The sequence below is a fragment of the Pseudomonas sp. HMSC063H08 genome, assembly GCF_001813645.1.
Lineage (GTDB): Bacteria > Pseudomonadota > Gammaproteobacteria > Pseudomonadales > Pseudomonadaceae > Pseudomonas > Pseudomonas aeruginosa.
The window spans coordinates 1-21,615 of the sequence record NZ_KV813458.1; the positions used below are offsets into that span (position 1 = coordinate 1).

The 21,615-nt window shown below is 66.5% G+C and carries 21 protein-coding genes and 1 pseudogene; 15 read left to right on the plus strand and 7 right to left on the minus strand.

The window, feature by feature from the left end:
- Together phzA and qscR are read right to left on the minus strand one after the other, a co-directional pair.
- A pseudogene (gene phzA, locus HMPREF2924_RS15800) lies at positions 1 to 140 on the minus strand (phenazine biosynthesis protein PhzA); the annotation flags it as partial.
- A gap of 481 nt (positions 141 to 621) precedes the next feature.
- Positions 622 to 1,335: a quorum-sensing transcriptional repressor QscR gene (qscR, locus tag HMPREF2924_RS15805; RefSeq protein ID WP_003118960.1), complete on the minus strand. Its 714-nt coding sequence runs from the start codon at positions 1,333 to 1,335 to the stop codon at positions 622 to 624.
- Between the two features lie 761 nt (positions 1,336 to 2,096).
- Between qscR and HMPREF2924_RS15810 the strand changes: the two genes are divergently transcribed.
- The 8 genes from HMPREF2924_RS15810 to HMPREF2924_RS15845 all read left to right on the plus strand — a co-directional run bounded on the left by HMPREF2924_RS15810 (position 2,097) and on the right by HMPREF2924_RS15845 (position 10,259).
- Positions 2,097 to 2,864 carry a sterol desaturase family protein gene (locus tag HMPREF2924_RS15810; protein ID WP_003102692.1) on the plus strand — a complete coding sequence of 256 codons (768 nt, stop codon included), beginning with the start codon at positions 2,097 to 2,099 and terminating at the stop codon, positions 2,862 to 2,864.
- A gap of 5 nt (positions 2,865 to 2,869) precedes the next feature.
- A complete protein-coding gene (locus tag HMPREF2924_RS15815) occupies positions 2,870 to 4,039 on the plus strand; it encodes a hypothetical protein (RefSeq protein WP_003088150.1) in 1,170 nt (389 codons plus the stop codon).
- An 18-nt stretch (positions 4,040 to 4,057) separates the two neighbouring features.
- A complete protein-coding gene (locus HMPREF2924_RS15820; RefSeq protein WP_003102695.1) occupies positions 4,058 to 5,332 on the plus strand; it encodes a fatty acid desaturase in 1,275 nt (424 codons plus the stop codon).
- A gap of 16 nt (positions 5,333 to 5,348) precedes the next feature.
- Complete coding sequence (locus HMPREF2924_RS15825) at positions 5,349 to 5,972, plus strand: 2OG-Fe(II) oxygenase (RefSeq protein ID WP_003088147.1); 624 nt, start codon at positions 5,349 to 5,351, stop codon at positions 5,970 to 5,972.
- A 25-nt stretch (positions 5,973 to 5,997) separates the two neighbouring features.
- Complete coding sequence (locus tag HMPREF2924_RS15830) at positions 5,998 to 8,427, plus strand: penicillin acylase family protein (RefSeq protein WP_003132710.1); 2,430 nt, start codon at positions 5,998 to 6,000, stop codon at positions 8,425 to 8,427.
- Entirely contained in the window at positions 8,424 to 9,161 is a 738-nt protein-coding gene (locus tag HMPREF2924_RS15835; protein ID WP_003102703.1) for a hypothetical protein, read from the plus strand. The genes HMPREF2924_RS15830 and HMPREF2924_RS15835 overlap by 4 nt, the downstream gene beginning before the upstream one ends.
- Positions 9,158 to 9,547: a hypothetical protein gene (locus HMPREF2924_RS15840; RefSeq protein ID WP_003088144.1), complete on the plus strand. Its 390-nt coding sequence runs from the start codon at positions 9,158 to 9,160 to the stop codon at positions 9,545 to 9,547. Before HMPREF2924_RS15835 ends, HMPREF2924_RS15840 begins: the two co-directional genes overlap by 4 nt.
- Before the next feature lie 88 nt (positions 9,548 to 9,635).
- Positions 9,636 to 10,259 carry a glutathione S-transferase family protein gene (locus tag HMPREF2924_RS15845; RefSeq protein WP_003088140.1) on the plus strand — a complete coding sequence of 208 codons (624 nt, stop codon included), beginning with the start codon at positions 9,636 to 9,638 and terminating at the stop codon, positions 10,257 to 10,259.
- 13 nt (positions 10,260 to 10,272) lie between these two features.
- Here HMPREF2924_RS15845 and HMPREF2924_RS36775 read toward each other — a convergent pair whose 3' ends face one another.
- Complete coding sequence (locus HMPREF2924_RS36775; protein ID WP_275897617.1) at positions 10,273 to 10,659, minus strand: hypothetical protein; 387 nt, start codon at positions 10,657 to 10,659, stop codon at positions 10,273 to 10,275.
- A 165-nt stretch (positions 10,660 to 10,824) separates the two neighbouring features.
- Here HMPREF2924_RS36775 and HMPREF2924_RS36780 point away from each other — a divergent pair, with 165 nt between their 5' ends.
- The 3 genes from HMPREF2924_RS36780 (at position 10,825) to HMPREF2924_RS15865 (ending at position 13,547) form a co-directional block, all read left to right on the plus strand.
- Positions 10,825 to 11,112: a hypothetical protein gene (locus HMPREF2924_RS36780; protein WP_003088136.1), complete on the plus strand. Its 288-nt coding sequence runs from the start codon at positions 10,825 to 10,827 to the stop codon at positions 11,110 to 11,112.
- Positions 11,113 to 11,485: 373 nt separating this feature from the next.
- The gene (locus HMPREF2924_RS15860) at positions 11,486 to 12,895 is read left to right on the plus strand and encodes an alpha/beta fold hydrolase (RefSeq protein WP_003132715.1); all 1,410 of its coding nucleotides are present in this window, start codon (positions 11,486 to 11,488) and stop codon (positions 12,893 to 12,895) included.
- The gene (locus tag HMPREF2924_RS15865; protein WP_003132717.1) at positions 12,879 to 13,547 is read left to right on the plus strand and encodes a hypothetical protein; all 669 of its coding nucleotides are present in this window, start codon (positions 12,879 to 12,881) and stop codon (positions 13,545 to 13,547) included. Before HMPREF2924_RS15860 ends, HMPREF2924_RS15865 begins: the two co-directional genes overlap by 17 nt.
- Positions 13,548 to 13,550: 3 nt before the next feature.
- On the opposite strand, the gene HMPREF2924_RS15870 is transcribed toward HMPREF2924_RS15865, so the two are convergent.
- Together HMPREF2924_RS15870 and HMPREF2924_RS15875 are read right to left on the minus strand one after the other, a co-directional pair.
- Positions 13,551 to 15,914 carry a DNA polymerase II gene (locus tag HMPREF2924_RS15870; RefSeq protein WP_003122806.1) on the minus strand — a complete coding sequence of 788 codons (2,364 nt, stop codon included), beginning with the start codon at positions 15,912 to 15,914 and terminating at the stop codon, positions 13,551 to 13,553.
- Between the two features lie 68 nt (positions 15,915 to 15,982).
- Complete coding sequence (locus HMPREF2924_RS15875) at positions 15,983 to 16,516, minus strand: GNAT family N-acetyltransferase (RefSeq protein WP_003110485.1); 534 nt, start codon at positions 16,514 to 16,516, stop codon at positions 15,983 to 15,985.
- Positions 16,517 to 16,601: 85 nt separating this feature from the next.
- On the opposite strand from HMPREF2924_RS15875, the gene HMPREF2924_RS15880 reads away from it, so the two are divergent.
- Complete coding sequence (locus HMPREF2924_RS15880) at positions 16,602 to 17,153, plus strand: helix-turn-helix domain-containing protein (protein WP_003132721.1); 552 nt, start codon at positions 16,602 to 16,604, stop codon at positions 17,151 to 17,153.
- On the opposite strand, the gene ndhC is transcribed toward HMPREF2924_RS15880, so the two are convergent.
- Together ndhC and HMPREF2924_RS15890 are read right to left on the minus strand one after the other, a co-directional pair.
- Positions 17,150 to 17,548, minus strand: a complete 399-nt coding sequence (gene ndhC / locus HMPREF2924_RS15885) for an NADH-quinone oxidoreductase subunit A (RefSeq protein ID WP_003088123.1) — start codon at positions 17,546 to 17,548, stop codon at positions 17,150 to 17,152. The two genes, HMPREF2924_RS15880 and ndhC, sit on opposite strands and share 4 nt — an antisense overlap.
- A 12-nt stretch (positions 17,549 to 17,560) precedes the next feature.
- The gene (locus HMPREF2924_RS15890; RefSeq protein ID WP_003102734.1) at positions 17,561 to 17,884 is read right to left on the minus strand and encodes a DMT family transporter; all 324 of its coding nucleotides are present in this window, start codon (positions 17,882 to 17,884) and stop codon (positions 17,561 to 17,563) included.
- 330 nt (positions 17,885 to 18,214) lie between these two features.
- Between HMPREF2924_RS15890 and HMPREF2924_RS15895 the strand changes: the two genes are divergently transcribed.
- From HMPREF2924_RS15895 to HMPREF2924_RS15905, 3 genes are all read left to right on the plus strand, one after another.
- Positions 18,215 to 18,676 carry a (2Fe-2S)-binding protein gene (locus HMPREF2924_RS15895; protein ID WP_003088117.1) on the plus strand — a complete coding sequence of 154 codons (462 nt, stop codon included), beginning with the start codon at positions 18,215 to 18,217 and terminating at the stop codon, positions 18,674 to 18,676.
- Positions 18,677 to 18,680: 4 nt separating this feature from the next.
- Complete coding sequence (locus HMPREF2924_RS15900; protein ID WP_023094771.1) at positions 18,681 to 20,876, plus strand: xanthine dehydrogenase family protein molybdopterin-binding subunit; 2,196 nt, start codon at positions 18,681 to 18,683, stop codon at positions 20,874 to 20,876.
- A 159-nt stretch (positions 20,877 to 21,035) separates the two neighbouring features.
- Complete coding sequence (locus tag HMPREF2924_RS15905; RefSeq protein WP_003132728.1) at positions 21,036 to 21,590, plus strand: helix-turn-helix domain-containing protein; 555 nt, start codon at positions 21,036 to 21,038, stop codon at positions 21,588 to 21,590.
- Positions 21,591 to 21,615 lie beyond the last annotated feature (25 nt).

The window sequence follows — 21,615 nt, forward strand, 5'->3', positions numbered from 1 at the left end:
CAGCCGTCCTCGACGAACAGGCTGTGCCGCTGCAACCGTTCGGCCCCCTTCATGCGCATGTAGTGCTCGACCGTGGCACGGTTGCGCCGACGCAATTCCAGGTTGTCGGTAAACCCTTTCAACCGTTGGTACTCTCGCATGGTGCGAATCTCCGCCAGTTCGAATCGACTGGCATCCATACCGGAAAGAAGACATCGGGATGACAGGCCGGAGAAATTGCCGTGAAGCTTTTTCCGGGCAAAAGTTGCCCGCTTCGGAGCGTCTCCAAAGTTTCAACTAATGCCGAATTGCCATGACCGAATGTTTCGCCTGAAACCTAGTTGTAACCAGATTTGACAGGGGACAAACTTATAAACGCTTTTTTGCAATAGCCATAACCCCTTAAAAATTACAGGTGTGGGGCATCGATTCCGTTCTATTCTTTGGCCGGTTTGCCAAGCGTCCGGAAAGTTGCACTAGCGTGCCGGACAACAGGAGGACGGGCGCAATGGCGAAGGGGGCAGCGGGGAAACGCTGCCGGTGGGAAGGCTGCGCTCAGGCGACCGGCGCAAACGCTATCCGGCCATTCGGTGAATGGCCGGACGCTTGCGTGGCGGCCTCGCTAGGCGACGAGGCGTCGATTCAGTTGAGCAGGCCGATGGCGTAGGCCTTCATGGTGGCCTCCGCCTTGTTGCTGGAGTTGAGCTTGCGCATCGCATTGACGATATGGAATTTCACCGTGCGCTGGTCGATCGACAGGATCAGGCCGATCTCGCCGTAGGTCTTGCCCACCGCGGTCCACTTGAGCATCTCGGTTTCCCTGGCGGTCAGACGCACATTGCTTTCCGGGACGATGCGCGGCGCCAGCAGGTCGCCGAAGGTAGCCTGCAGCATGCTGGTGATCCAGAGCAGGAAGGATTCCTTCTCCAGGATTTCCGTGGCGGCGATGCTCTCGCTGGAACGCACCAGGGACAGCATGCTGATCAGCCCGTACTTGCCGCGGACCGGGATCGACCAGCCGTGACGGATGCCGTGATGCAGCGCTTCCTCCCAGAAGAAACGGTTCTCCTGGAAGTCTTCGCCATTCCAGATCAGCGGGGTGTATTCCAGGAGACCATGGCGCACGATCGGGTCGATGGATGTGTAGTCTTCGGAGATATATCTGCTTTTCCATTCCCCTGGGTAATTGGACAAGAAATGATATTTAGGCGCGGTCAGCGGGAAAGGCGCCCGCGCACCGAATGAAAAGAATTCGAATCCATAATTACCGCATATCTCGAGAACCAGGGAGAAGAACTCTTCCTCGGTTGTTATTCTTGACAAAATCTCGAGATATCCCTCTCTCTCATCATGCATGCCAGCTTCACCAGTCAACAATCGATCCCGGCAGGATTCGGTTCTTCAGCGTTTTTATTCTTTTTTGTTTCCGTCTTATCCACTCATGACAATTCCCTTTATCAAGCCGGACCTGGAAGTACATATCGCCGCCGGCCCTGTGCGGGTGTTCCGGACGAGGTCGAGCCCATTCGCCGCCCGCCGGGCGACGACGAAACGAGGCTGAAGAGAATTTCTCGATGAGCACGGACACGAGGCGCCGCGCAGGAACTGCGCTGTGCTGGAGGGGACGGCGCCCCGGATCTTTGCGGAAACCGTAGAACGGCTCTCCGATGGGCCTCACGGCGGTCTTTCTCATTGTTCTTCTCGCACGCTCCATCGTCGTCGGGAGGGCCTCCCGACAACAAACCTTGGCCCATGGCGGGCCTCGTCGACGAGGCTCCCCGGGGACCAGAAATGGCAACTACATACTTCCCCCCCTATCTCTCCGCAGATACCTGCCCGGAAGGGCAGGTTGTCCCTGCCGGGCTGTGACAATTTAATTCGACCAGGCATTTCATTGTCCGTGCCGATTTTCACGAAGCGCATTCTGAGGCAATTAAAAAGAGCGCTCCATTCGACCATGGACAAGCTATCCACGCCTGACCGAGATCGCCTTTCGAATATAGCGAAGCGATAACCGCAGCCTGCCGAGAAGTGCTTCAGACAATAAACAGGACGCTGGCCTTTCGTATCGATGAAAGTTCCGCATGGCGTCCGACCCTAAGGAAGAGGAGATAAATATGATTTATTACTTGATCGGAGTGGCGCTATTCATCTTCATGCTGGAACAGTTGGTTCCCGGCTGGAAATTGCCCAAGGTGAGCACCTGGGTGGCCCGGGTGATCTTCCTCAACATCGTCCAGGTGTCGATCGCCCTGCTCGCCGGCATCACCTGGAACAAATGGATGATGGGGCACAGCCTGCTGCACACCTCGGATGCCCTGCCACCACTGCTGGCCGGCTTCGCCGCCTACTTCGTCAACACCTTCGTCACCTACTGGTGGCATCGCGCGCGCCACGCCAACGACACGCTCTGGCGGCTGTTCCACCAGTTGCACCACGCGCCGCAACGCATCGAGGTATTCACCTCCTTCTACAAGCATCCGACCGAGATGGTCTTCAACTCGCTGCTGGGCAGCTTCGTCGCCTACGTGGTGATGGGCATCAGCATCGAGGCCGGCGCCTACTACATCATGTTCGCCGCGCTCGGCGAGATGTTCTACCACTCGAACCTGCGCACCCCGCACGTCCTCGGCTACCTGTTCCAGCGCCCGGAGATGCACCGCATCCACCACCAGCGCGACCGCCACGAGTGCAACTACAGCGACTTCCCGATCTGGGACATGTTGTTCGGCACCTACGAGAACCCCCGCCGCATCGACGAGCCGCAGGGCTTCGCCGGCGACAAGGAGCAGCAGTTCGTCGACATGCTGCTGTTCCGCGACGTGCACAGCCTCCCCGGAAAAACCCAGCCCGCTCCCGTCCTGGTCAAGCCCGACGTCAGGTGAACGCCATGATTCCAGACATCGATTCCCGTCTCAGCCGGAACATATTGAAATCCATCTCGTATGGCCTCCCCCTCGCCGAAGTGGTCCCCGACCATACCTATGCGCAACTGGAAACGCGCCTCGGCGAACTGAAACGCAGGTATCTGGAGCTGCGCATCTCCCACGGCGCGCGCGAGCTGCCGTTCAGCAACTACCTGTTCTACCTGATCCTCCAGTCGCGCCACCAGGAATTCGACTTCAAGCTGCGCCAGGGCAACTCGGTGGTCACCAACATCCACCGCTTCAAGAGCAAGGGACGCATCCCGTCCCTGACCACCCTGCTCCTGGCCGATGCGGTCAACGCCAAGAGCGAGCTGGAACTCAAGCATCCGGACATCCCGCAGCTCGACCGCCACGCCCGCGACATCGAGCGCTGGCTGGCCGCCGGCAACGTCATGCCGCCCAGCGAGCGGGCCCTGCGCGGCCTGGTGGAGGCGCTGGAGCGCGCCGCTGGCGAAGGCCGTCCGTTGCACCTGGTGAGCGCGGTATGCCCGGACTACTCGCACTCCAGCGATGCCGAGGGCAAGCCGCGCTACACCTTCGAGCGAGTCGGCGACCAGCCCGGCCTGGCCGGCGCCAAGCTGGTCAGCGCCGGCCAGGCGGTGGCGGAGCTGGCCAGGGCGCGCCAGGTGGAAATCCGCCACGCGATCCTCGGCGGCGAGTTCGAATACCTGTCGTTCAACCGCAACCCCGCCACCGGCGAGACCCGCGAGGGTTTCCTCGGCAAGGTCGAGCGCCAGCTCGAGCGGATCGCCGGGGCCCTGCCCTGCCCGGCCGCGACCTGCTCGTTCTTCGAGATGTGCGGCGGCGAGGACGGCTGGCACCGGGCCCACGGCGAGATCGTCCAGCGCCTGGAACAGGGCGACTACGGCCAGACCGGGCTGGACTACCCGGCCCTGGAATCGATCTTCCTGTCGCGCCTGCCGCTCTACGAGAAATGGTTCGCCAGCCAGTCGCGCGAGCAGATCTGGGCCAGCTTCGTCTCCCAGGCCGCCGAGTACGCATTGATGGGAAAACTCTTCGGCGAGCGCTTCGACAACTTCGTCGTGCTGGCCGTCGATCACTACCGGATGGAGCCGTTCTACTCGTTCTTCGCGACCGTCCCGACGCTCTACATCCGAACCGACTACCTGTAACCAGGGAGCGCCTGCGCCATGCAAGATGAACTGTTCAAGACCCGATACTCCAAGTACGGATACGGCATCGACGTGCGCCGTACCTACAAGGACCTGCCCTGCCAGCCGTTCTGGACCTGGGTCACCGGCAAGTCGCTGAACGACCGCCCGCCGCGGCGACCGAAAGACACCCTGCTCAAGCCCTGGCAGCTCTACCTGCACATCAGTTGGGGCTACGCGGTGTTCTTCCTCGCGGTGATCTACGGCCAGCAACTGCTCGCCTCGCAGCAGCCGCTGTGGCTGAAGTGCCTGCTGGGCGCGCTGATCATGTGCCTGGTGGTCAACCGCCAGCGCGGCTTCCTCCATACCTTCCACTACACCACCCATGGCGCCAGCCTGGAGAACAAGGCGCTGGCCCGCTTCACCTGCAAGTGGATCCTGTCGATCCCGATCCTGCACACCCCGCGCGACGAGTACGTGAAGCTGCACGTGAACGAACACCACAGCGTACGCACCTTCAATACCGAGCACGACGTCGACCTGGTCTTCATGAAGCAGCACGGCTTCTACAAGGGCATGTCCGAGAGCGCCTTCTGGACCCGCCTGGTGCTCGCGCCCTTCCATCCGGCGCGGATCCTCGAGCACCTGAAATTCCGCTTCGACGTCAGCTTCGTCTCCGCCCCGCGCCACGAGCGCGTCAGCCGGGCGCTCTACTGGGCCGCGCTGCTCGGCCTGGTGTACGCCAGCGGCTACCTGGAGGCGTTCGCGCTGTTCTACCTGTTCCCGATCTTCATCCTCACCCAGTACTCGTCGTGGATCCAGCACGTCTCCGAGCACCTCTGGTTCGCCCGCAACGAGCACGGCCTGCCGCGCTTCCTGCACTACGGCTCGCTGAGCTGGGGACGCTTCCTCGGCCGCCCCTACCCGGCCGACAAGCAGGGCCTGGCCTTCGCCCTGGCGTTCGTTCGCTGGAGCCTGGGCGTGCTGCTGATCGACATCCCGCTGCGGGTGTTCTCCTTCATGCAGGACCTGCCCAGCCACGACTTCCACCACCGCAAGCCGGGGGTGAACTTCTGGCGCATCGCGCCGGAGCGCGCGGCCAACGAGGCGCGCCCCTCGAAGTTCGGCCCGATGACCGAGACCTGGGGCATGTGGGAGAACTTCCTGATCCTGCGCGACCACCTCTGCCGCGGCCAGTCGGACCCGTTCGGAATCGTCGATTGGTACCGCGAGAACCATGCCCGGCTCGCTCCGGAGACCGATGCCGCCAACCAGCCCCACACCAACCAACCCGCATCCCAGGCTACCGCCTGATCACACAGGAAACCCCATGAATACTCAGATTGCCCAGATCACCCAGAGCCTGGCAGCCAACGGCTGCGCCTATATCACCCCCAGCGACGCGCTCTACGACGAGCAGGACTGGGAACTGATGAACCAGGTCCTGGCCAACTCGACCCTGCCGTGGGAGAAGATCCTGATCGGCGACGCCGACGAGGAGAACGACCTCTACGTGGCCCGTTTCATGACCGACCGCGACCGTCCCACGGTGGTCAACCATGCGCTGTCGGAGCTGATCATCCCGCGCGTCTGCAACGACAACGTGATGAGCCTGTTCCGCAAGCTGATGGGCGACGACGCCTTCTACGTCCGGCGCATGCAGGTGAACCGGATGAAGGCCGGCTCGTTCATCGGCCGGCACCTGGATACCGACAGCAACCCGGACTACCAGTACTCCATCGTCCTGCAGCTCGGCACCTACTTCTCCGGCGGCCAGTTCGTGGTCTACGACCGCGATGGCAACCTGCGCAACGACATCAAGCCGGAGCCGCGCTCGGTGATCATCAGCGATTGCAGCTATCCCCACGAGGTCCAGCGGGTGACCGCCGGCGAGCGCGTCTCGCTGGTGTTCTTCGTCAGTCGCCATGCGGACCGGAACCGGCGGGTCTATTGACCCGTCGGCGTGGAGACTCGAAGCGATGTCGAAGAACGCACGTTACGCCTGGCGCCTGTCCCTCGGCGGCCTGCTGCTGGGGCTACTGGCCTGCGCGGTCTACCTGCTGGCCGTCCCGCTGGGCTTCAAGTACGGCGAGATCCAGGTCGGTCATGGCCTGGAACACGAGGGGCGGATCGCCTGGGACGCCGCCGGCGTCCCGCATATCCGCGCGCAGAACCTGGAGGACGGCTATTTCCTGCTCGGCTACAGCCACGCCAGGGATCGCCTGTGGCAGATGGAGTTCGCCCGCCGCTATGCCGGCGGGACGCTCTCCGAAGTGTTCGGCGCCAAGACCCTGCCGATGGACAGGTTCGCCCGCACCCTGGGCTTCCGACGCACCGCCGAGGGCATCTACGCCAACCTGGACGCGCCCACGCGCGTCCTGCTGCAACGCTACAGCGACGGGATCAACGCCTACCTGGGGCTGGCCCCGGCGGCGCTGCCGCTGGAATTCAGCCTGGTGCGCCACGAACGGCCGGGGCCTTGGGGGCCGGTGGACAGCCTGTCCCTGCACCTGCTCTATTCCTGGACCCTGAGCGCCAACCTGGGCATGCAGTTGCAGCGCCTGGCGCTGGCCGAGCACCTGGACCTGGCGCGGATCAACGAGGTGTTCGCCCCCTATCCGGGCGAGCGGGCCCCGGCCACCCGCGACTACGCCAGCCTGTACCGCTCCCTGCGCGGCACGCCGGACGCCGGCAAGCTGCTGGGGCAACTGCCCGGTTCCAACGTCGAAGGCATCGGTTCGAACAACTGGGTGGTCTCCGCCAGCCGCAGCGCCACCGGCAAGCCGCTGCTGGCCAACGATCCGCACCTGCGCCTGACCAACCCGGCGGCCTTCTACCTGGCCAGCCTGAAGATCCCCGGCCTGAGCCTCACCGGCGCCAACTTCGCCGGCGCCCCGCTGTTCGTCATCGGCCATAACCAGCGCATCGCCTGGGGCTACACCAATACCGGCTCGCACATCCAGGACGCCTACCTGGAGCGCGTCGATCCCCAGGACCCGCGGCGCTACCTGACCCCGGACGGCTACCGGCCCTTCGAGACGCGCCTGGAACGCATCGCCGTGCGCGACGGCGAGACGGTCTCGCTGGAGGTCCGCAGCACCCGCCACGGCCCGGTGATCAGCGACATCTACGAACCGGCGCGGCTGCCGCAGGCGCAGCGCGACCGGCTGGTGATCGCCCTCGCCTGGACCGGCCTCGACCTTCACGACAAGACCTTCCCGAGCCTGCTGGCGATCAACCGGGCCGAAGGCTGGGAACAGTTCCTCGACGCCGCCGCCGACTTCGGCGTACCGCCGCAGAACATGGTCTATGCCGACGTCGAGGGCAACATCGGCTACGTCTCCGCCGGTCGCGTACCGCTCCGCGGCGCCGACGACGACCTCCATGGCCTGGCCCCCTCGCCCGGCTGGGAGAGCCGCTACGACTGGGTCGGCTACGTTCCGGAAAGCGCCAAGCCACGCAGCCTCAACCCCCGCGAAGGGTTCATCGCCACGGCGAACCAGCGCATCGTGCCGCCCGACAATGCCTTCGACTTCGGCCACGACTGGGTCCTGCCCTACCGCTATGACCGCATCCGCGAGTGGCTCGGCGGCCCCGGCCAGCGCACCCTGGAAGACAGCCTGGAGTTGCAGAACGACGAGTTCTCCAGCGTGATGGCGAGCCTGTTGCCGAAGATGCTGGAGCAGGTCAGCGACCCCGAACTGCGCGCCAGCGAGGCCTTCGCCCTGCTCCAGGGCTGGAACCACCAGGCCGCCGCCGACCTGGCCGCGCCACTGATCGCCGGCTACTGGGTACGCGCCTTCACCCGCGAGCTGCTGCAACCGAGAATCGGCACGCAGTTGCTGGCCAGCGGCTGGAACCAGCGCAACTACGACGGATTCCTCCGGCTGATCCTCGACGGCCAGGCCGACCTGCGCTTCTGGTGCGGCCAGGAACAAGGCTGCGACCTCAAGCTGAACCAGTCGCTGCGCCGCGCCCTCGACGAACTGCGAGCCGCCCACGGAAGCGCGCCGAGCGGCTGGAAGTGGGGCGAGGCGCACGCCGCCCTCGCCGAGCACGTGCCCTTCCACAAGACCCCGTTGCGCACGCTGTTCGACCTGAAGAACAACAAGGGCGGCGACAACTTCAGCGTCAACGTCGGGCGCTTCGACTACAGCGACCCGGCCAACCCGTTCAACACCCGGATCGCCGCGACCCTGCGGATGGTCATCGACCTGGCGGACTTCGACAACTCGCGCTACGCGCTGTCCACCCGCAACTCCGGCCTGCCGTTCGACGGCGCCACCGACCTCAACGAACTCTGGGCCCGCGGCGCGTACATCCGTATCGCCGACGACACCCCCGACGCGACGGACCGCCAGTTGGTCCTGCGCCCTTCAGCCTCTTCCTCCGGCGAGCCACGACCATGACCAGCGATCCGCAGAAAAACGCCTTCGACCTCGACTACTCCAGCCGCGAACGGCAGTTCCCCGAGGGCTTCAAGCGCAAGATAGTCGCCGACCTGCAAGAGGGAATGCCGCAGTTCGACGTGCTGCAATACTTCGGCAACCAGCCGGATATCTTCGAGACCTACGACCACCTGGTATTGGCGACCGACCCGGAGGGCGAACGGATCATTGGCATCCTGGGCGCGAAGGACTTCGTCCGCGGCTCGACGCGCTTCCTCTACCTGTGGACGGCGATGGTGGTCGACCGCTACCACCGCACCAGCCTGTTCAAGCGGATCAACCAGTTCTTCCTGCGCCAGGTCAGCGAGCGCAACGGCGGGCTGCCGCCGCTGATCGTGGCGAAGACCTACAACCCGGTGGTCTACAACATGTTCCGCGCCCTCAGCGCGCGGATTCCGGGAGCGACGCTGTACCCGGACCTGGAAGCGCCGCGCCAGAACCCGGACATGGTCGACCTGGCCCTCGACGTGGTCGGCACGCTGTCCGCCAACCTGCGCCTGGATGCGGAAACCGGCCTGATACCCGGCGGGCAACGCAGCGTCGCCCCGGATTTCTTCCCGCGCATGGCGATGTCCAGCCACGCCAGGACCAACGACCACTTCGTCGCCCACGTCGGCAGCAGCGACCAGATCCTCTGCATGGTCCGCCTCGCGCCCGGTGCCGAACCCTACGTGCAGCAGAGGATCATCCGGTGAGCGGACTCGCGCAGCGCTCCGACGACCCGTGGCTGGCGGCGCTGCCGGCCGCGGTGCTCTACGGCGCCTGGGCGGCCTATGCCAACCAGGACGGCGGCCTGGCCGGGATGGGCGTCGCCGCCCTGCTCCAGGGCGCCGCGAGTCTCCTGGCGACGCGCTTCGGCCTGTACCTGTTGCAATGTCTCGGCCGCCGCCACGGCCTTGCGCAACGCCAGGCGCCCCTGCTGGTGGTGCTCCTGCTGACCGCGCCGATGGCCGCGCTGCACTGGCTCTCGGGCACGCCGCATCCATTGGCGAGCGTGGCGCCATCGTTCGTCATCGGCTGGCTCTACTTCGCCCTCTGGGCGCGCCGCCGCCCGGGTCGCCGGCAAGCCAGCGGCGCCTAGCCGGCGCCCCCGCTCGAGCCGTTCCCCGTCGGCGGGATCGGCCCGTATACTCGGAGCCTTCCTATCCGCCCAAGGACGCGCCATCGCCATGCTGGAGATTCTCGGAAAGGCCTCTTCGATCAACGTGCGCAAGGTGCTCTGGACCTGCGCCGAACTGGACCTGCCCTACCGCCGCGAAGACTGGGGCAGCGGCTTCCGCGACACCCACGCGGCGGAGTTCCTCGCCCTCAACCCGAACGCCATGGTGCCGGTGCTGCGCGACGGCGAACTGGTGCTCTGGGAATCCAACAGCATCATCCGCTACCTGGCCAACCGCTATGCCGGCGAACGCCTCTATCCGCAGCAGGCGGCGCCGCGCGCGCGGGTCGACCAGTGGCTGGACTGGCAGGCCTCCGACCTCAACCGCTCGTGGAGCTATGCCTTCATGAGCCTGGTCCGGCAGTCGCCGGCGCACCGCGACGCGGCCCAGGTGGAGGCTTCGTTGCGCGGCTGGACGGGCTTCATGGAAATCCTCGAGGGACAACTGCTACGCACCGGCGCCTATGTCGCCGGCGAGACCTTCAGCCTGGCCGACATCGCCATCGGCCTGTCGGTCAACCGCTGGTACGAGACGCCGTTCGAGCATCCGTCGCTGCCAGCGGTGCGCGCCTATTACGAGCGCCTCGGCGCCCGTCCCGGCTTCCTCGCCCACGGCCGCAACGGCGTACCCTGAGCGAGGCGCGCGATCACTGGCCGAGTGCCTTGTTCAGGCGCTGCGCCAGGGCGGTGGTGTTGGCGCCGGCGGTATCCAGCAGCAGGTAGTCGTAGTCGGACTTGGCCACCGGGGCGATGCGATATTGCAGGACGCCCTCGACCACCTGCTGGCCGGCCGGCACGCTGAGGGTGCCGACACAGGACAGCACGCCGCTGTCGGGATCCTTCTCGAGGATCGCCACGTCGCGCAGCGCGCTGTCCTTGAACTCCGGCGAGCGCTCGGTGATCGCGCCCTGGAGGAAGATCCGCATCAGTTGGTCCTTCACGTCCGGCGAGGCACAGGCCTCGGCCTCCTTCTTCGCGCAGGCGCTCAACATCAGCGCGGCGCCCAATACAGCCAGCACGGGTAGCTTCATCATCCCCTCGGGGGTCGGTTGGTGATGCGCAGTTGGACTGCGCCGCCGGCGAATGATTCCCAGGCCCCGCGCGGCGCCTGCCGCAGCCAGCACTGGCCAGCCGGCGCGTCTGCCAGTAGTCTGTCCGCCGCGCTGGCGACGCCGGCCCCACGCCAACTGGAGCAAGACATGTACCGAGACACCGTGACCCTCACCGTCAGCGCCGAGCAACGCGGCCGCGAAAGCGAGGCCGTGGACAACCCGAACGTCGCCATCGGCCTGGAAAGCGTCGAGCCGGGCGTGCTCAAGCTGCACTTCGAAGGCCAGCTGGACGCCCCGGAGAACGCCACCCACATCTGCTTCAGCCTGACCATCGGTCTCACCTACTACGGCCCGATCCTCGACGGCGCGGCCAGCGAGAACGGCGGCTGGATGACCTTCGAGAGCGACATGCTCGACCCGGCGCAACTGGCCTGATCGACTCTCCTTCGCAGCCATCCACCATGCGGAAGGCTGCGAAGTGGCACTTTGACACCCATCCCCCGGCGGTCTATAGACAGTTGCAGAACAGACACGGAAGTGGTGGTTCAGCATGTCAACGTCTTCGACAGTTCGCCCCACGACGAGCCTTTCCGGGATATCCCAGGCCCGCTTCCAGGGGACCCTGACACACGCCTCCCCAGCCTTTCGCGGGACGACTTCTCCGCCTGCGCTCTCCCATCCCCCATGACAGCACCCGGCCGGCGACACGGGCACCGACAGCGCCAGAGCGTACCGACCGGCCTGCGTAACGGGTAGCGACCGGTCGAGTTCTGGCGCGCCGGAAAAGAATCTCCACGCGGGAATCGTCATGAAAATACTCGCCCTTCTCGCAGCCTGCCTGCTGGCAGGCTGCGCCGCCAACGCCCCGCTGCGCGATGACAGCGAATCGACCTGCGCCGACATGCGGCCTTGCAGCGACAGCTACTACGAACGCCATCCGAACTACGAGATCGGCTTCGTCGAATACAGCGAGCGCGGCAACGACTTCGCGCCTGCCAGAACGCAACGCCTGATCGACCAGCTAAAGCGCTACTCCGCCCGGGGGGACATCGCCATGGTGGTGTTCATTCACGGTTGGAAGCACAACGCGGGACGGGACGACGGCAACGTCGCCAGCTTCAACAAGGCACTCGCCAATCTCGCCTCCTCCGGGGTGCTGGGCAAACGCAGGCTGGTCGGCCTCTATGTTGGCTGGCGAGGCAAGTCGATGCATGGCCTGTATAGCGAGAACCTGACCTACTGGGACAGGAAGGCCGTCGCCGAGGAAGTCGGCCGGGGTGGCGTCGCCGAGTTGCTCGCCCAGTTGGAACGGATCGATCGCAAGGACAGGAACTATCTGGTGATCGTCGGCCACAGCTTCGGCGGCGCAATCACCCTCGGCGCACTTCACGACCCGTTGCTCGAACGCCTGCTGGCTCTCCAGGACGGTCAGCGGATACGCGCCTTCGGCGACGCGGTAATCATGCTGAATCCGGCGATAGAGGCCAATCAGGGCCTGCTGCTCAAGGAGAACAGCCTCAAGGTCGGCGCCCTGGGAACCCAGCCGCCGCCGCTGCTGTACGTCATCAGTTCGCACGGCGACAGCGCCACCCACTTCGCCTTCCCGCTCGGCCAATGGGTCGGCGTCAACCTCACCTGGAGCCAGGTGGACCTGGACAGGACCTACAACGGAACCCGCTATCGCCTCCGGGAAGAAGACCTGGATACCACCGCCCTCGGCAACTACAGCCTGTATCGGACCGCCCTGCTGATCGACCGCGAGTGCCCGCTGCCGGATGGCAGCGACAACTGCGCGCCAAGACCGCCCGAACCACGGGTGATCGACGACACCGATATCGGCAAATGGCGCTTCAGGAGCTTCTGCAGCGCGGACGGCGGCAACGCCGATCCGGCGCTGCCGCGCATGCCCTGCTACAGCAACGAGCCGGTCAACTTCATCTACACCTCGCAGTCCTTCATCGCCGACCACAACGATATCTTCAACGACCAGGTGATCGCCTTCATGGCCACCGCCGTCAGCAAGGCCATCTACGAACGTACGGCTGGCGCCTCCTACTACCGGGAGTGCCACGACCCGGTGCGGAAGAACTTCTCGTTCGGCAAGTGCTTCGACTTCCACTACCTCAAAGCCACGGCCATGCACCGGCGGCTGCAACGGCAACTCTCGGAACCCGGCACCCGCAGCGAACAGGACGTCCTCTATGAAAACCCTCTCTAGCCTGCTCCTGATCGGCTTCGCCGTCGTTCTGCTCGCCCCGCGGATGGCGCCCGCCGCCAGCGCCGCCGAAGACAAGGCCACCTATTGCGGCTCCGGCTTCACCCAGTATCTGGTTCCGGACGACGTCGCGGGCTGCTCGCTCAGCGAGGCCTGCCGCCTGCACGATATCTGCTACGGCCGCTGCGACAAGGACGGCGACCTCTACGGCAGCGCCTACTGCGCGCAAAGCGAAAAGTCCGAAGCCCGCAACATGAGCAAGCAGCAGTGCGACGCCAGGCTGCAGGCCGACATCGCCGCACAGAACGGCAACAGCCACCTATGCCGCGCGGTGGGAGGCGTCTACCGGGTATTCGTGAAGCACCTGGGGCAAGGTCCGTTCAATGGCCGGGAGGCACTGGACATCTACCTGAAGGTCATGCAATCGGCGCCCAGCGCAGCCGACGCCGACGCCCGCCTCGAAGCCATCCATCAACTACAGAAGCAGGGCCTGACCGACGCCAAGGAAATCCGTTACGACGCCGAGCGTATCGTCATCCCACTCAACAGGCCCTTGGAATCGCCGTTGACCAACGGCTCGGACACTCTCGTCCTGCCGCGCAACCTCGACCGGGAACGGCTGCGCCAGCTGGACCAGCGGCTCATCCGCCAATGAGCCTCAGAACAGTGCCATCTGCCGGTCGACCAAAGTGGCGAAATCATCGCCGACGAACGGCAGGATGGCGTCGGCCACCGGCTGCAACTGCTTGCCCACGTAGTGCTCGTAGTCGATGGCCGAACGCCGCGCCTCGAGCGGCTCGGGACCGGCGACGCTGATCACGTAGCTGATCCAGCCGCCGCTCTGGTACTGCCGCGGGCGCCCGCGCTCGAGGTTGTAGTCGTCGGCGATGCGCGCCGCGCGCACATGCGGCGGCACGTTGCGCTGGTAATCGTCGAGGCGCCGGCGCAGGCGCTTGCGGTAGACCAGCAGGTCGTCCAGCTCGCCGGCCAGGGTCCGTCGTACGTAATCGCGCACGTAGTCCTGGTAGGGCTGGCGATTGAAGATGCGCAGGTAGAGTTCCTGCTGGAAGCGCTGGGCCAGCGGCGACCAGTCGGTGCGCACGGTCTCCAGGCCCTTGAAGACCATCTCCTCGCCACCGTCGGCGCGGCGCACCAGGCCGGCGTAGCGTTTCTTGCTGCCCTCCTCGGCGCCGCGCACGGTGGGCATGAGAAAACGCCGGTAATGGGTCTCGAATTGCAGCTCGAGGGCGCTGTCGAGGCCGAATTCTTCTTTCAGGTGCTCGCGCCACCAGTCGTTGACCCGCGCCACCAGCGCCCGGCCGATGGCCGCGGCCTCCTCCTCGGCGCGGGGGCTGCCGAGCCAGACGAAGGTGGAGTCGGTATCGCCATAGATCACCGTATAGCCCTCGGCCTCGATCAGCTCGCGGGTACGGCGCATGATCCGATGCCCGCGCAGGGTGATGGACGAGGCCAGGCGCGGGTCGAAGAAGCGGCAGCCGCTGGAACCCAGCACCCCGTAGAAGGCGTTCATGATGATCTTCAACGCCTGCGAGAGCGGCTGGTTGCGTTCGCGCTTGGCCGCCTCGCGGCCCTCCCAGACCCGTGCGACGATGGCCGGCAGGCAATGCCGGGTACGCGAGAAGCGGGCGCCGCGAAAACCTTCCACCGAGTGCTCGTCGTCCGGCTGGCGCAGGCCTTCCACCAGGCCGACCGGGTCGATCAGGAAGGTACGGATGATCGACGGATACAGGCTCTTGTAGTCGAGCACCAGCACCGATTCGTAGAGGCCCGGCCGCGAGTCCATGACGAAGCCGCCGGGACTGGCTTCCGGGCGCTTCTCGCCGAGGTTCGGGGCGACGAAGCCGGCGCGGTGCATCAACGGCATGTACAGGTGGGTGAAGGCCGCCACCGAGCCGCCGCTGCGGTCCGCCGGCAGGCCGGTGACGGTGGCCCGTTCGAGGAGGAAGTCGAGCAGTTCGGTACGGGCGAAGATCCGCGTCACCAGTTCGCAGTCCTTCAGGTTGTAGTGCGCGAGGGCCGGCTTGTCCTCGGCGAACATGCGATCGATCTCGTCCATCCGCTGGTATGGATTGTCGATCGCCTTGCCTTCGCCGAGCAGGGTCCGGGCGACGTTCTCCAGGCTGAACGAGGGGAAGCTCCAGGTCGCCGAGCGCAGCGCCTCGATGCCATCGATGATCAGGCGGCCGGCCGCCGCGGCGAAAAAGTGGTTGTTGCGGCTGCCGTGCTCGCGCCAGCCCATTTCGTCGCCGCCACGCCCCAGGCGCAGCGGCACCTTCAGGCGCTGGGCATGCTCATGCAGGACGCGCAGGTCGAACTGCACCAGGTTCCAGCCGATGATGGCGTCGGGATCGTGCTCGGCCAGCCACTGGTTGAGACGTTCCAGCAGCCCGGCACGGCTGTCGCAATAGTCGAGGCGGAAATCCACGGCCGCGGCATCGCCGTTGGCCGGGCCGAGCATGTATACCTGGCGCTGGCCGCAGCCTTCCAGGGCGATGGAGTAGAGATCGCCGCGGGCGTTGGTCTCGATGTCCAGCGACACCAGGCGCAGGCGCGGGCGATAGTCCGGAGCCGGCTTCAGGCGCCGGGCGAGCAGGCTGCCGTCGGCCTCGACACTCGCCTCCAGGCTGACGGGCGCGGTGATGAAGCGCTCCATCAGGTAGCGCTCCGGCGGCCGGATATCGGCCTCGAACACCTCGACGCCGGCCTGGCGCAAGCGTTTCTCCAGATTCATCAGCTGGCGATGCTGCTGGCAGTACAGGCCGAGCACCGGCCGCTGCTGGAAGTCGCGCAGCGCCAGCGGCCGCAGCTCGGCGCCAGTCTCCCCGGCGAGCAGGGACTCGACGCGCCCGCGCTGCTCGGCGAGGACGAACGCCACCGACGGCTGCGGCGGCAGCCGCACCTGCCGCGGGCCCTGCTCGGTGGCCAGCCAGAACGCGACTTCCGTGCCGGCCGGCGTATCGCGCCAGTGCCGGGTCAGGACGAACCCTTGCAGTAACTCCACCATCGACCCCGAATCTCTCGCATCCGCCGATTCTACCCGGCCTGCCCTGGGAACGCCGGCATCTTCGGTCAGCCGGCAGCAGCCAGGCGCTTGTAGAAATAGGTGGTGGGACAGGGCGTGCCGTCCGGCATCAGGGCGTAGTCCGGGATTTCCCCGACCCGCGTCCAGCCGGTCTTCAGGTACAGCCGTTCGGCGGCGCTGCCGCTGACCGTGTCCAGCACCAGCAGGGACTTGCCGCAGGCCCGGGCGAGCCGGTCCAGCTCGCCCATCAGCGCCTCGCCGATGCCGCGCCGACGCGCACGCCGGTGCACCAGCATCTTCGCCACGTCGGCGCGGTGCGGCTGGTTCGGCGGTTGGTCGAGGAGCAGTTGCACGGTACCGACGATCCGCCCCTCCGCTTCCGCCACCAGCAGCAGGCGTTCATCGCCCGCCACGCTCTCGCCGACGCCGTGCCAGAAGGCCAGCGCCCGCTCCCGCGGCAACGGCCACATGAAGCTGACCGAAGCCCCACCTTCCACGCAGTCCAGCAGTACCTCGGCCAGTTCGTCCAGGCGCGCCAGGATCTCCTCGCCAGCCAGGCGGCGAATCGTCGGTTCGGTCATCGCGGGCAAGCTCCAATGCAAGATCGAATTTCCAATATATTGGACAGTGACTATCATGGACGAGAAAAATCCGCCAGGGCCACTCATGGATATCGACGAACTGATTGCCCGACGCCTAGCCGCCCTGCGCAAGGAGCGCGAGCTGACGCTCGCCCAGCTGGCCGAACGCTGCGCGGTGAGCAAGGCGATGATCTCGCGCATCGAGCGCAACCAAAGCAGCCCCACCGCCAGCGTCCTCGGCCGTCTCGCCAGCGGCCTGGGGGTCGCCCTCTCCGAGCTGCTCGGCGACACGCAGGCGCCGGCAGAACCGCTCTGCCGGCGCGCGCAGCAGGAAGTGTGGGAAGACCCGGCCAGCGGCTACCGCCGCCGCCAGGTCGGCGCTCGCGATCCGCGCAGCGGCTGCGAGATGGTGGAAGTGGAGATCCCGGCGAACGCCCGCCTCGACTATCCCCGCTGGGGCGGCCGGCCCTACCGGCAGCGCCTGTGGCTGGTCGAGGGTGCGCTGCGGGTGGATTACGGCGAGCAGTCGTTCCACCTGCAACGCGGCGACCGCCTGGACTTCGGCGTCGACCGCGCGGTGACCTTCGCCACCGCCGGGCAAGCCTGCCGCTACCTGCTGGTGATCCTCCACGACTAGTCGTGCGGCTTTTTCCGCCGGCGCTCCGGCGACCAGTCGAGGGCGCCGACCCGGTGCAGGTAGAACAGTCCGACCAGCAGCAGGGAGACGAACAGCGTCGCCTCGACGAAACCCGCCCAGCCATTCTCCCGCAGCGACACCGCCCAGAGGTAGAGGAATGGCATCTCGATGCCGAAGATCACGAACAGCATGGCGACCAACGCGTACTTGACCGAGAAGCGCAAGCGCGACGAGCCGGTGGAATCAACCCCCGACTCGAACGGCAGGTTCTTCGCCCGGCCATGCGACCGGCCGCCCAGCACCCGGCCCAACCCCAGCATGAGCAGGCAAAGGGCGAGCGCGCCGAAGAGGTAGGCGAGCAAGGCCCAGGTCGCGGGAGCGAAGGATGCGTACATGGTGGTCACCCCTCAGCCCTGGCGAGTCGCCAGCTTGAGAATGACGATGCCGGCCACGATCAGCCCCACCGCCAGCAGCCGCAACGGGCTCGGGCTTTCGCCGAAGAGCAGGATGCCCAGGGCGAAGGCGCCGACCGCACCGATGCCGACCCAGATGGTATAGGCCGTGCCGAGGGGCAGGGTTTTCATGGAAACGGCCAGCAGGCCGAAGCTGAGGATCATGAACAGCAGGGTGACCAGGCTCGGCCACAGGCGGGTGAAGCCGGCCGACTCCTTCATGGCCGTGGCCCAGACGATTTCGAAGACACCGGCGAGCAAGAGATAGATCCACGCCATTTTCAGCCTCTCTGCAGGGTCGTCCCCGCGCAATGAAAGAGGGAAAACGGGTCGTCCCGCTTCCGGCTGAAAGTGCGTGCCGCCCGGGCGGGCGTCAGTCACCGACGGCAGCGATCCTAGCGCGTTGCCGAAGCTGGGTGAACGCCTGCGCCGACGGAGTTGTTTCGCCGCGTTTCCGCGCCGCGCCCGCCGGGACGCTCGGCAGGATTGATCTAGACTTTCGCAGGATCGTGCAAGGCGTCCGTTTCGTCCTTCGCGCACACTTCGCCCGATGCATCCCTGCCTGATAAGAGATAACGCCCTGCCCGGGCCTTTCCGTGGAGAATCAGCATGCCCACCTCGCTCGTCCTGAACGGCAAGAACGTCACCCTCGACGTCGATCCCAACATGCCCCTGCTCTGGGCCATCCGGGAAAGCGCCGGCCTGCACGGCACCAAGTTCGGCTGCGGCATGGCCCAGTGCGGCGCCTGCACCGTGCAGCTGGACGGCACCGCGGTACGTTCCTGCGTGCTGCCGGTCTCCGCGGTCGCCGGCAAGCGCGTCACCACCATCGAGGGTATCCAGAGCAAGCCCGGCAAGGCCGTGCAGAACGCCTGGGTCAAGCTCCAGGTACCGCAGTGCGGCTACTGCCAGTCCGGCCAGATCATGTCCGCCACCGCGCTGCTGGAGCAGAACGCCAGCCCCAGCGACGCCGACATCGATGCCGCGATGAACGGCAACATCTGCCGCTGCGCCGCCTATGTGCGGATCCGCGCCGCCATCCACGAAGCCGCCGACACCCTGAAGGCCTGACGCCATGAACAGCAAGATCGATCTGAGCAACGCCCTGCCCGGCTCGCGCCGCGGCTTCCTCAAAGGCGCCGCGGTGGTCGGCCTGACCATCGGCTTCCAGTGGAGCGGAGCCCGGCGCGCCCTCGCCGCGGCCCTGCCGGACGCCGGCTTCGCGCCCAACGCCTTCCTGCGGATCGCCCCGGACGACAGTGTCACGGTGATCGCCAAGCACGTGGAGATGGGCCAGGGCGCCTATACCGGTATCGCCACCATCGTCGCCGAGGAACTCGACGCGGACTGGAGCAAGGTCCGCGTGGAAAGCGCGCCCGCCGACGCCAAGCGCTACGCCAACCTGGCCTTCGGCACCATGCAGGGCACCGGCGGCAGTTCGGCGATGGCCAACTCCTGGATGCAATTGCGCGAGGCCGGGGCCAAGGCGCGCGCGATGCTGGTCGAGGCCGCCGCCCGCCAGTGGCAGGTACCAGCCGCCGAACTGCGTACCCGCGACGGCTTCGTCGAACATCCGACCAGCCAGCGCAAGGCCAGCTACGGTTCGCTGGCCGCTGCGGCGGCGGAACTGCCGGTGCCGGAAAAAGTGCAATTGAAGGATCCCAAGGACTTCCGCCTGATCGGTCACCAGGCGCCGCGCGTCGACGTTCCCGGCAAGACCGACGGCAGTGCGCAATTCACCCTCGACGTCAGCCTGCCCGGCATGCTGGTCGCCCTGCTCCAGCGCCCGCCGCTGTTCGGCGCTACGGTGAAATCGTTCGACGCCACGGCGACCAGGGCGATTCCGGGGGTGGTCGAGGTGGTCCAGGTGCCGCACGGCGTGGCGGTGGTCGCCAAGGGCTTCTGGGCGGCGAAGCAAGGCCGCGACGCGCTCAAGGTCGAGTGGGACGAGAGCAAGGCCGAGAAGCGTGGTTCCGAGGCGCTGATGGCGGAGTACCGCAAGCTCGCCGAGCAACCCGGCAAGCCCGCGCGCAGGGACGGCGACGCCGCCAAGGCGGTGGCCGGGGCGACCCGCAGGATCGCCGCCAGCTACGAGTTCCCGTTCCTTGCCCATGCGCCGATGGAGCCGCTGGACGCAGTGGTCAGGCTGACCGCCGACAGCTGCGAGATCTGGGCCGGCGACCAGTTCCAGACCGTCGACCAGGGCAACGCGGCGCGCACCGCCGGGCTGAAGCCGGAGCAGGTGAAGATCAATACGCTCTACGCCGGCGGCAGCTTCGGCCGGCGCGCCAACGCCTGGTCGGACTATATCGTCGAGGCGGTATCGATCGCCAAGGCGCTGGGCGCCAACGGCGTGCCGGTGAAGCTGCAATGGACCCGCGAGGACGACATCCACGGCGGCTTCTACCGGCCGATGTACTACCACCGGCTCGAAGCCGGGCTCGACGCCGACGGCAAGCTGGTCGGCTGGCAACATCGCATCGTCGGCCAGTCGATCCTGGAAGGCACGCCGTTCGCCGCGGTGATGGTCAAGGACGGCGTCGACGCCACCTCGGTGGAAGGCGCCGCCAACCTGCCCTATGCGGTGCCCAATGTCTCGGTCGAGCTGAGCACCACCCAGGTCGGCGTGCCGGTCCTGTGGTGGCGGGTGGTCGGCAGCTCGCACACGGTCTACGCGGTGGAGGCGTTCATCGACGAGGCGGCGCAGGCCGCCGGCAAGGACCCCTATCTGTTCCGCCGCGACCTGCTGGCAGAGCAGCCGCGCCTGCGCGGCGTGCTCGAACTGGCCGCGGAAAAGGCCGGCTGGGACCCATCCAGGCCGCTGCCCGCCGGGCGCGGGCGCGGGATCGCGGTGACCGAGGCATTCAAGACCTTCGTCGCCCAGGTGGTCGAGGTCTCGGTGGACAAGGACGGCAAGCTGAAGGTCGAGCGGGTGGTCTGTGCGGTGGACTGTGGCATCCCGATCAACCCGGACGTGATCGCCGCGCAGATGGAGGGCGGCATCGGCTTCGGCCTCGGCGCGATCCTGCACAGCGCGATCACCCTGAAGGACGGCAAGGTCGAGCAGAACAACTTCGACGGCTACCAGGTGCTGCGGATCGCCGAGATGCCCAAGGTCGAAGTGCACATCGTGCCCTCCGGCGAAGCGCCCACCGGGGTCGGCGAACCCGGCGTGGCGCCCATCGGCCCGGCGCTGGCCAATGCGATCTTCGCCGCCACCGGGCAACGCCTGTACAACCTGCCCTTCCCCACCACCTTCGCCAAGGCCTGAGCGAGACGCCCGCCGGCAGCTCCACGGCTGCCGGCGCGGCGCGGGCGGCCCTCCGAGGTTCGCCGCCGACCATACGGGTCGCCCCGGTGTCGCGCCGATTTGCCTCCGCCCGGCGTCGGGCGCAAACTTCAGCGTCCATTCGCGCCCGCGTAGCCAAGCATGACCGAGCCTCTCCCCTCTTCGTCCCTGGGCCCCGCCCTGCGTCGCTGGCGCCTGCTGCACCGGGTCAAGCAAACGCATGCCGCCGAATTGCTCGGCGTGGCGCAATCGACCATCTCGCGCTGGGAGTCCGGTACCCAGGCGCTGCTGGTGGAGGAACGGGCACGCCTGGAGCGTCTGCTCGGCGCCCGCCTGGAAAGCGCCGCCGACCAGGCACTGGCCCGCCTGGTCGAGGCCAACCCGCAACCCGTGCACCTGATCTGCGACCTCACCCATCGCCTGCTGGCCTGTTCGCCGGCACGCGCCGCGCAATTCGGCGTACCCCTCGGCGAACTGCTCGACCGTTCGCTCTGGCCCTATTGCAGCGAGGAAATCCTCCGCCAGGAAGCCACCCTCGAGGAACTCGGCTGGCGCGAACTGCTGGCACCGCCGGCGCTGGAGTTCGCCAGCGGAGCGAACGCCTCGGCCATCGTGCCGATCCGGCGCAGCCGTTGCCGCTGGACCCGCATGACCCTCTCGGACGGACGCGCGGTACGCCTGGTGGAAACCCTCTGAACGTCGCCGCGGATATTTTATCCAT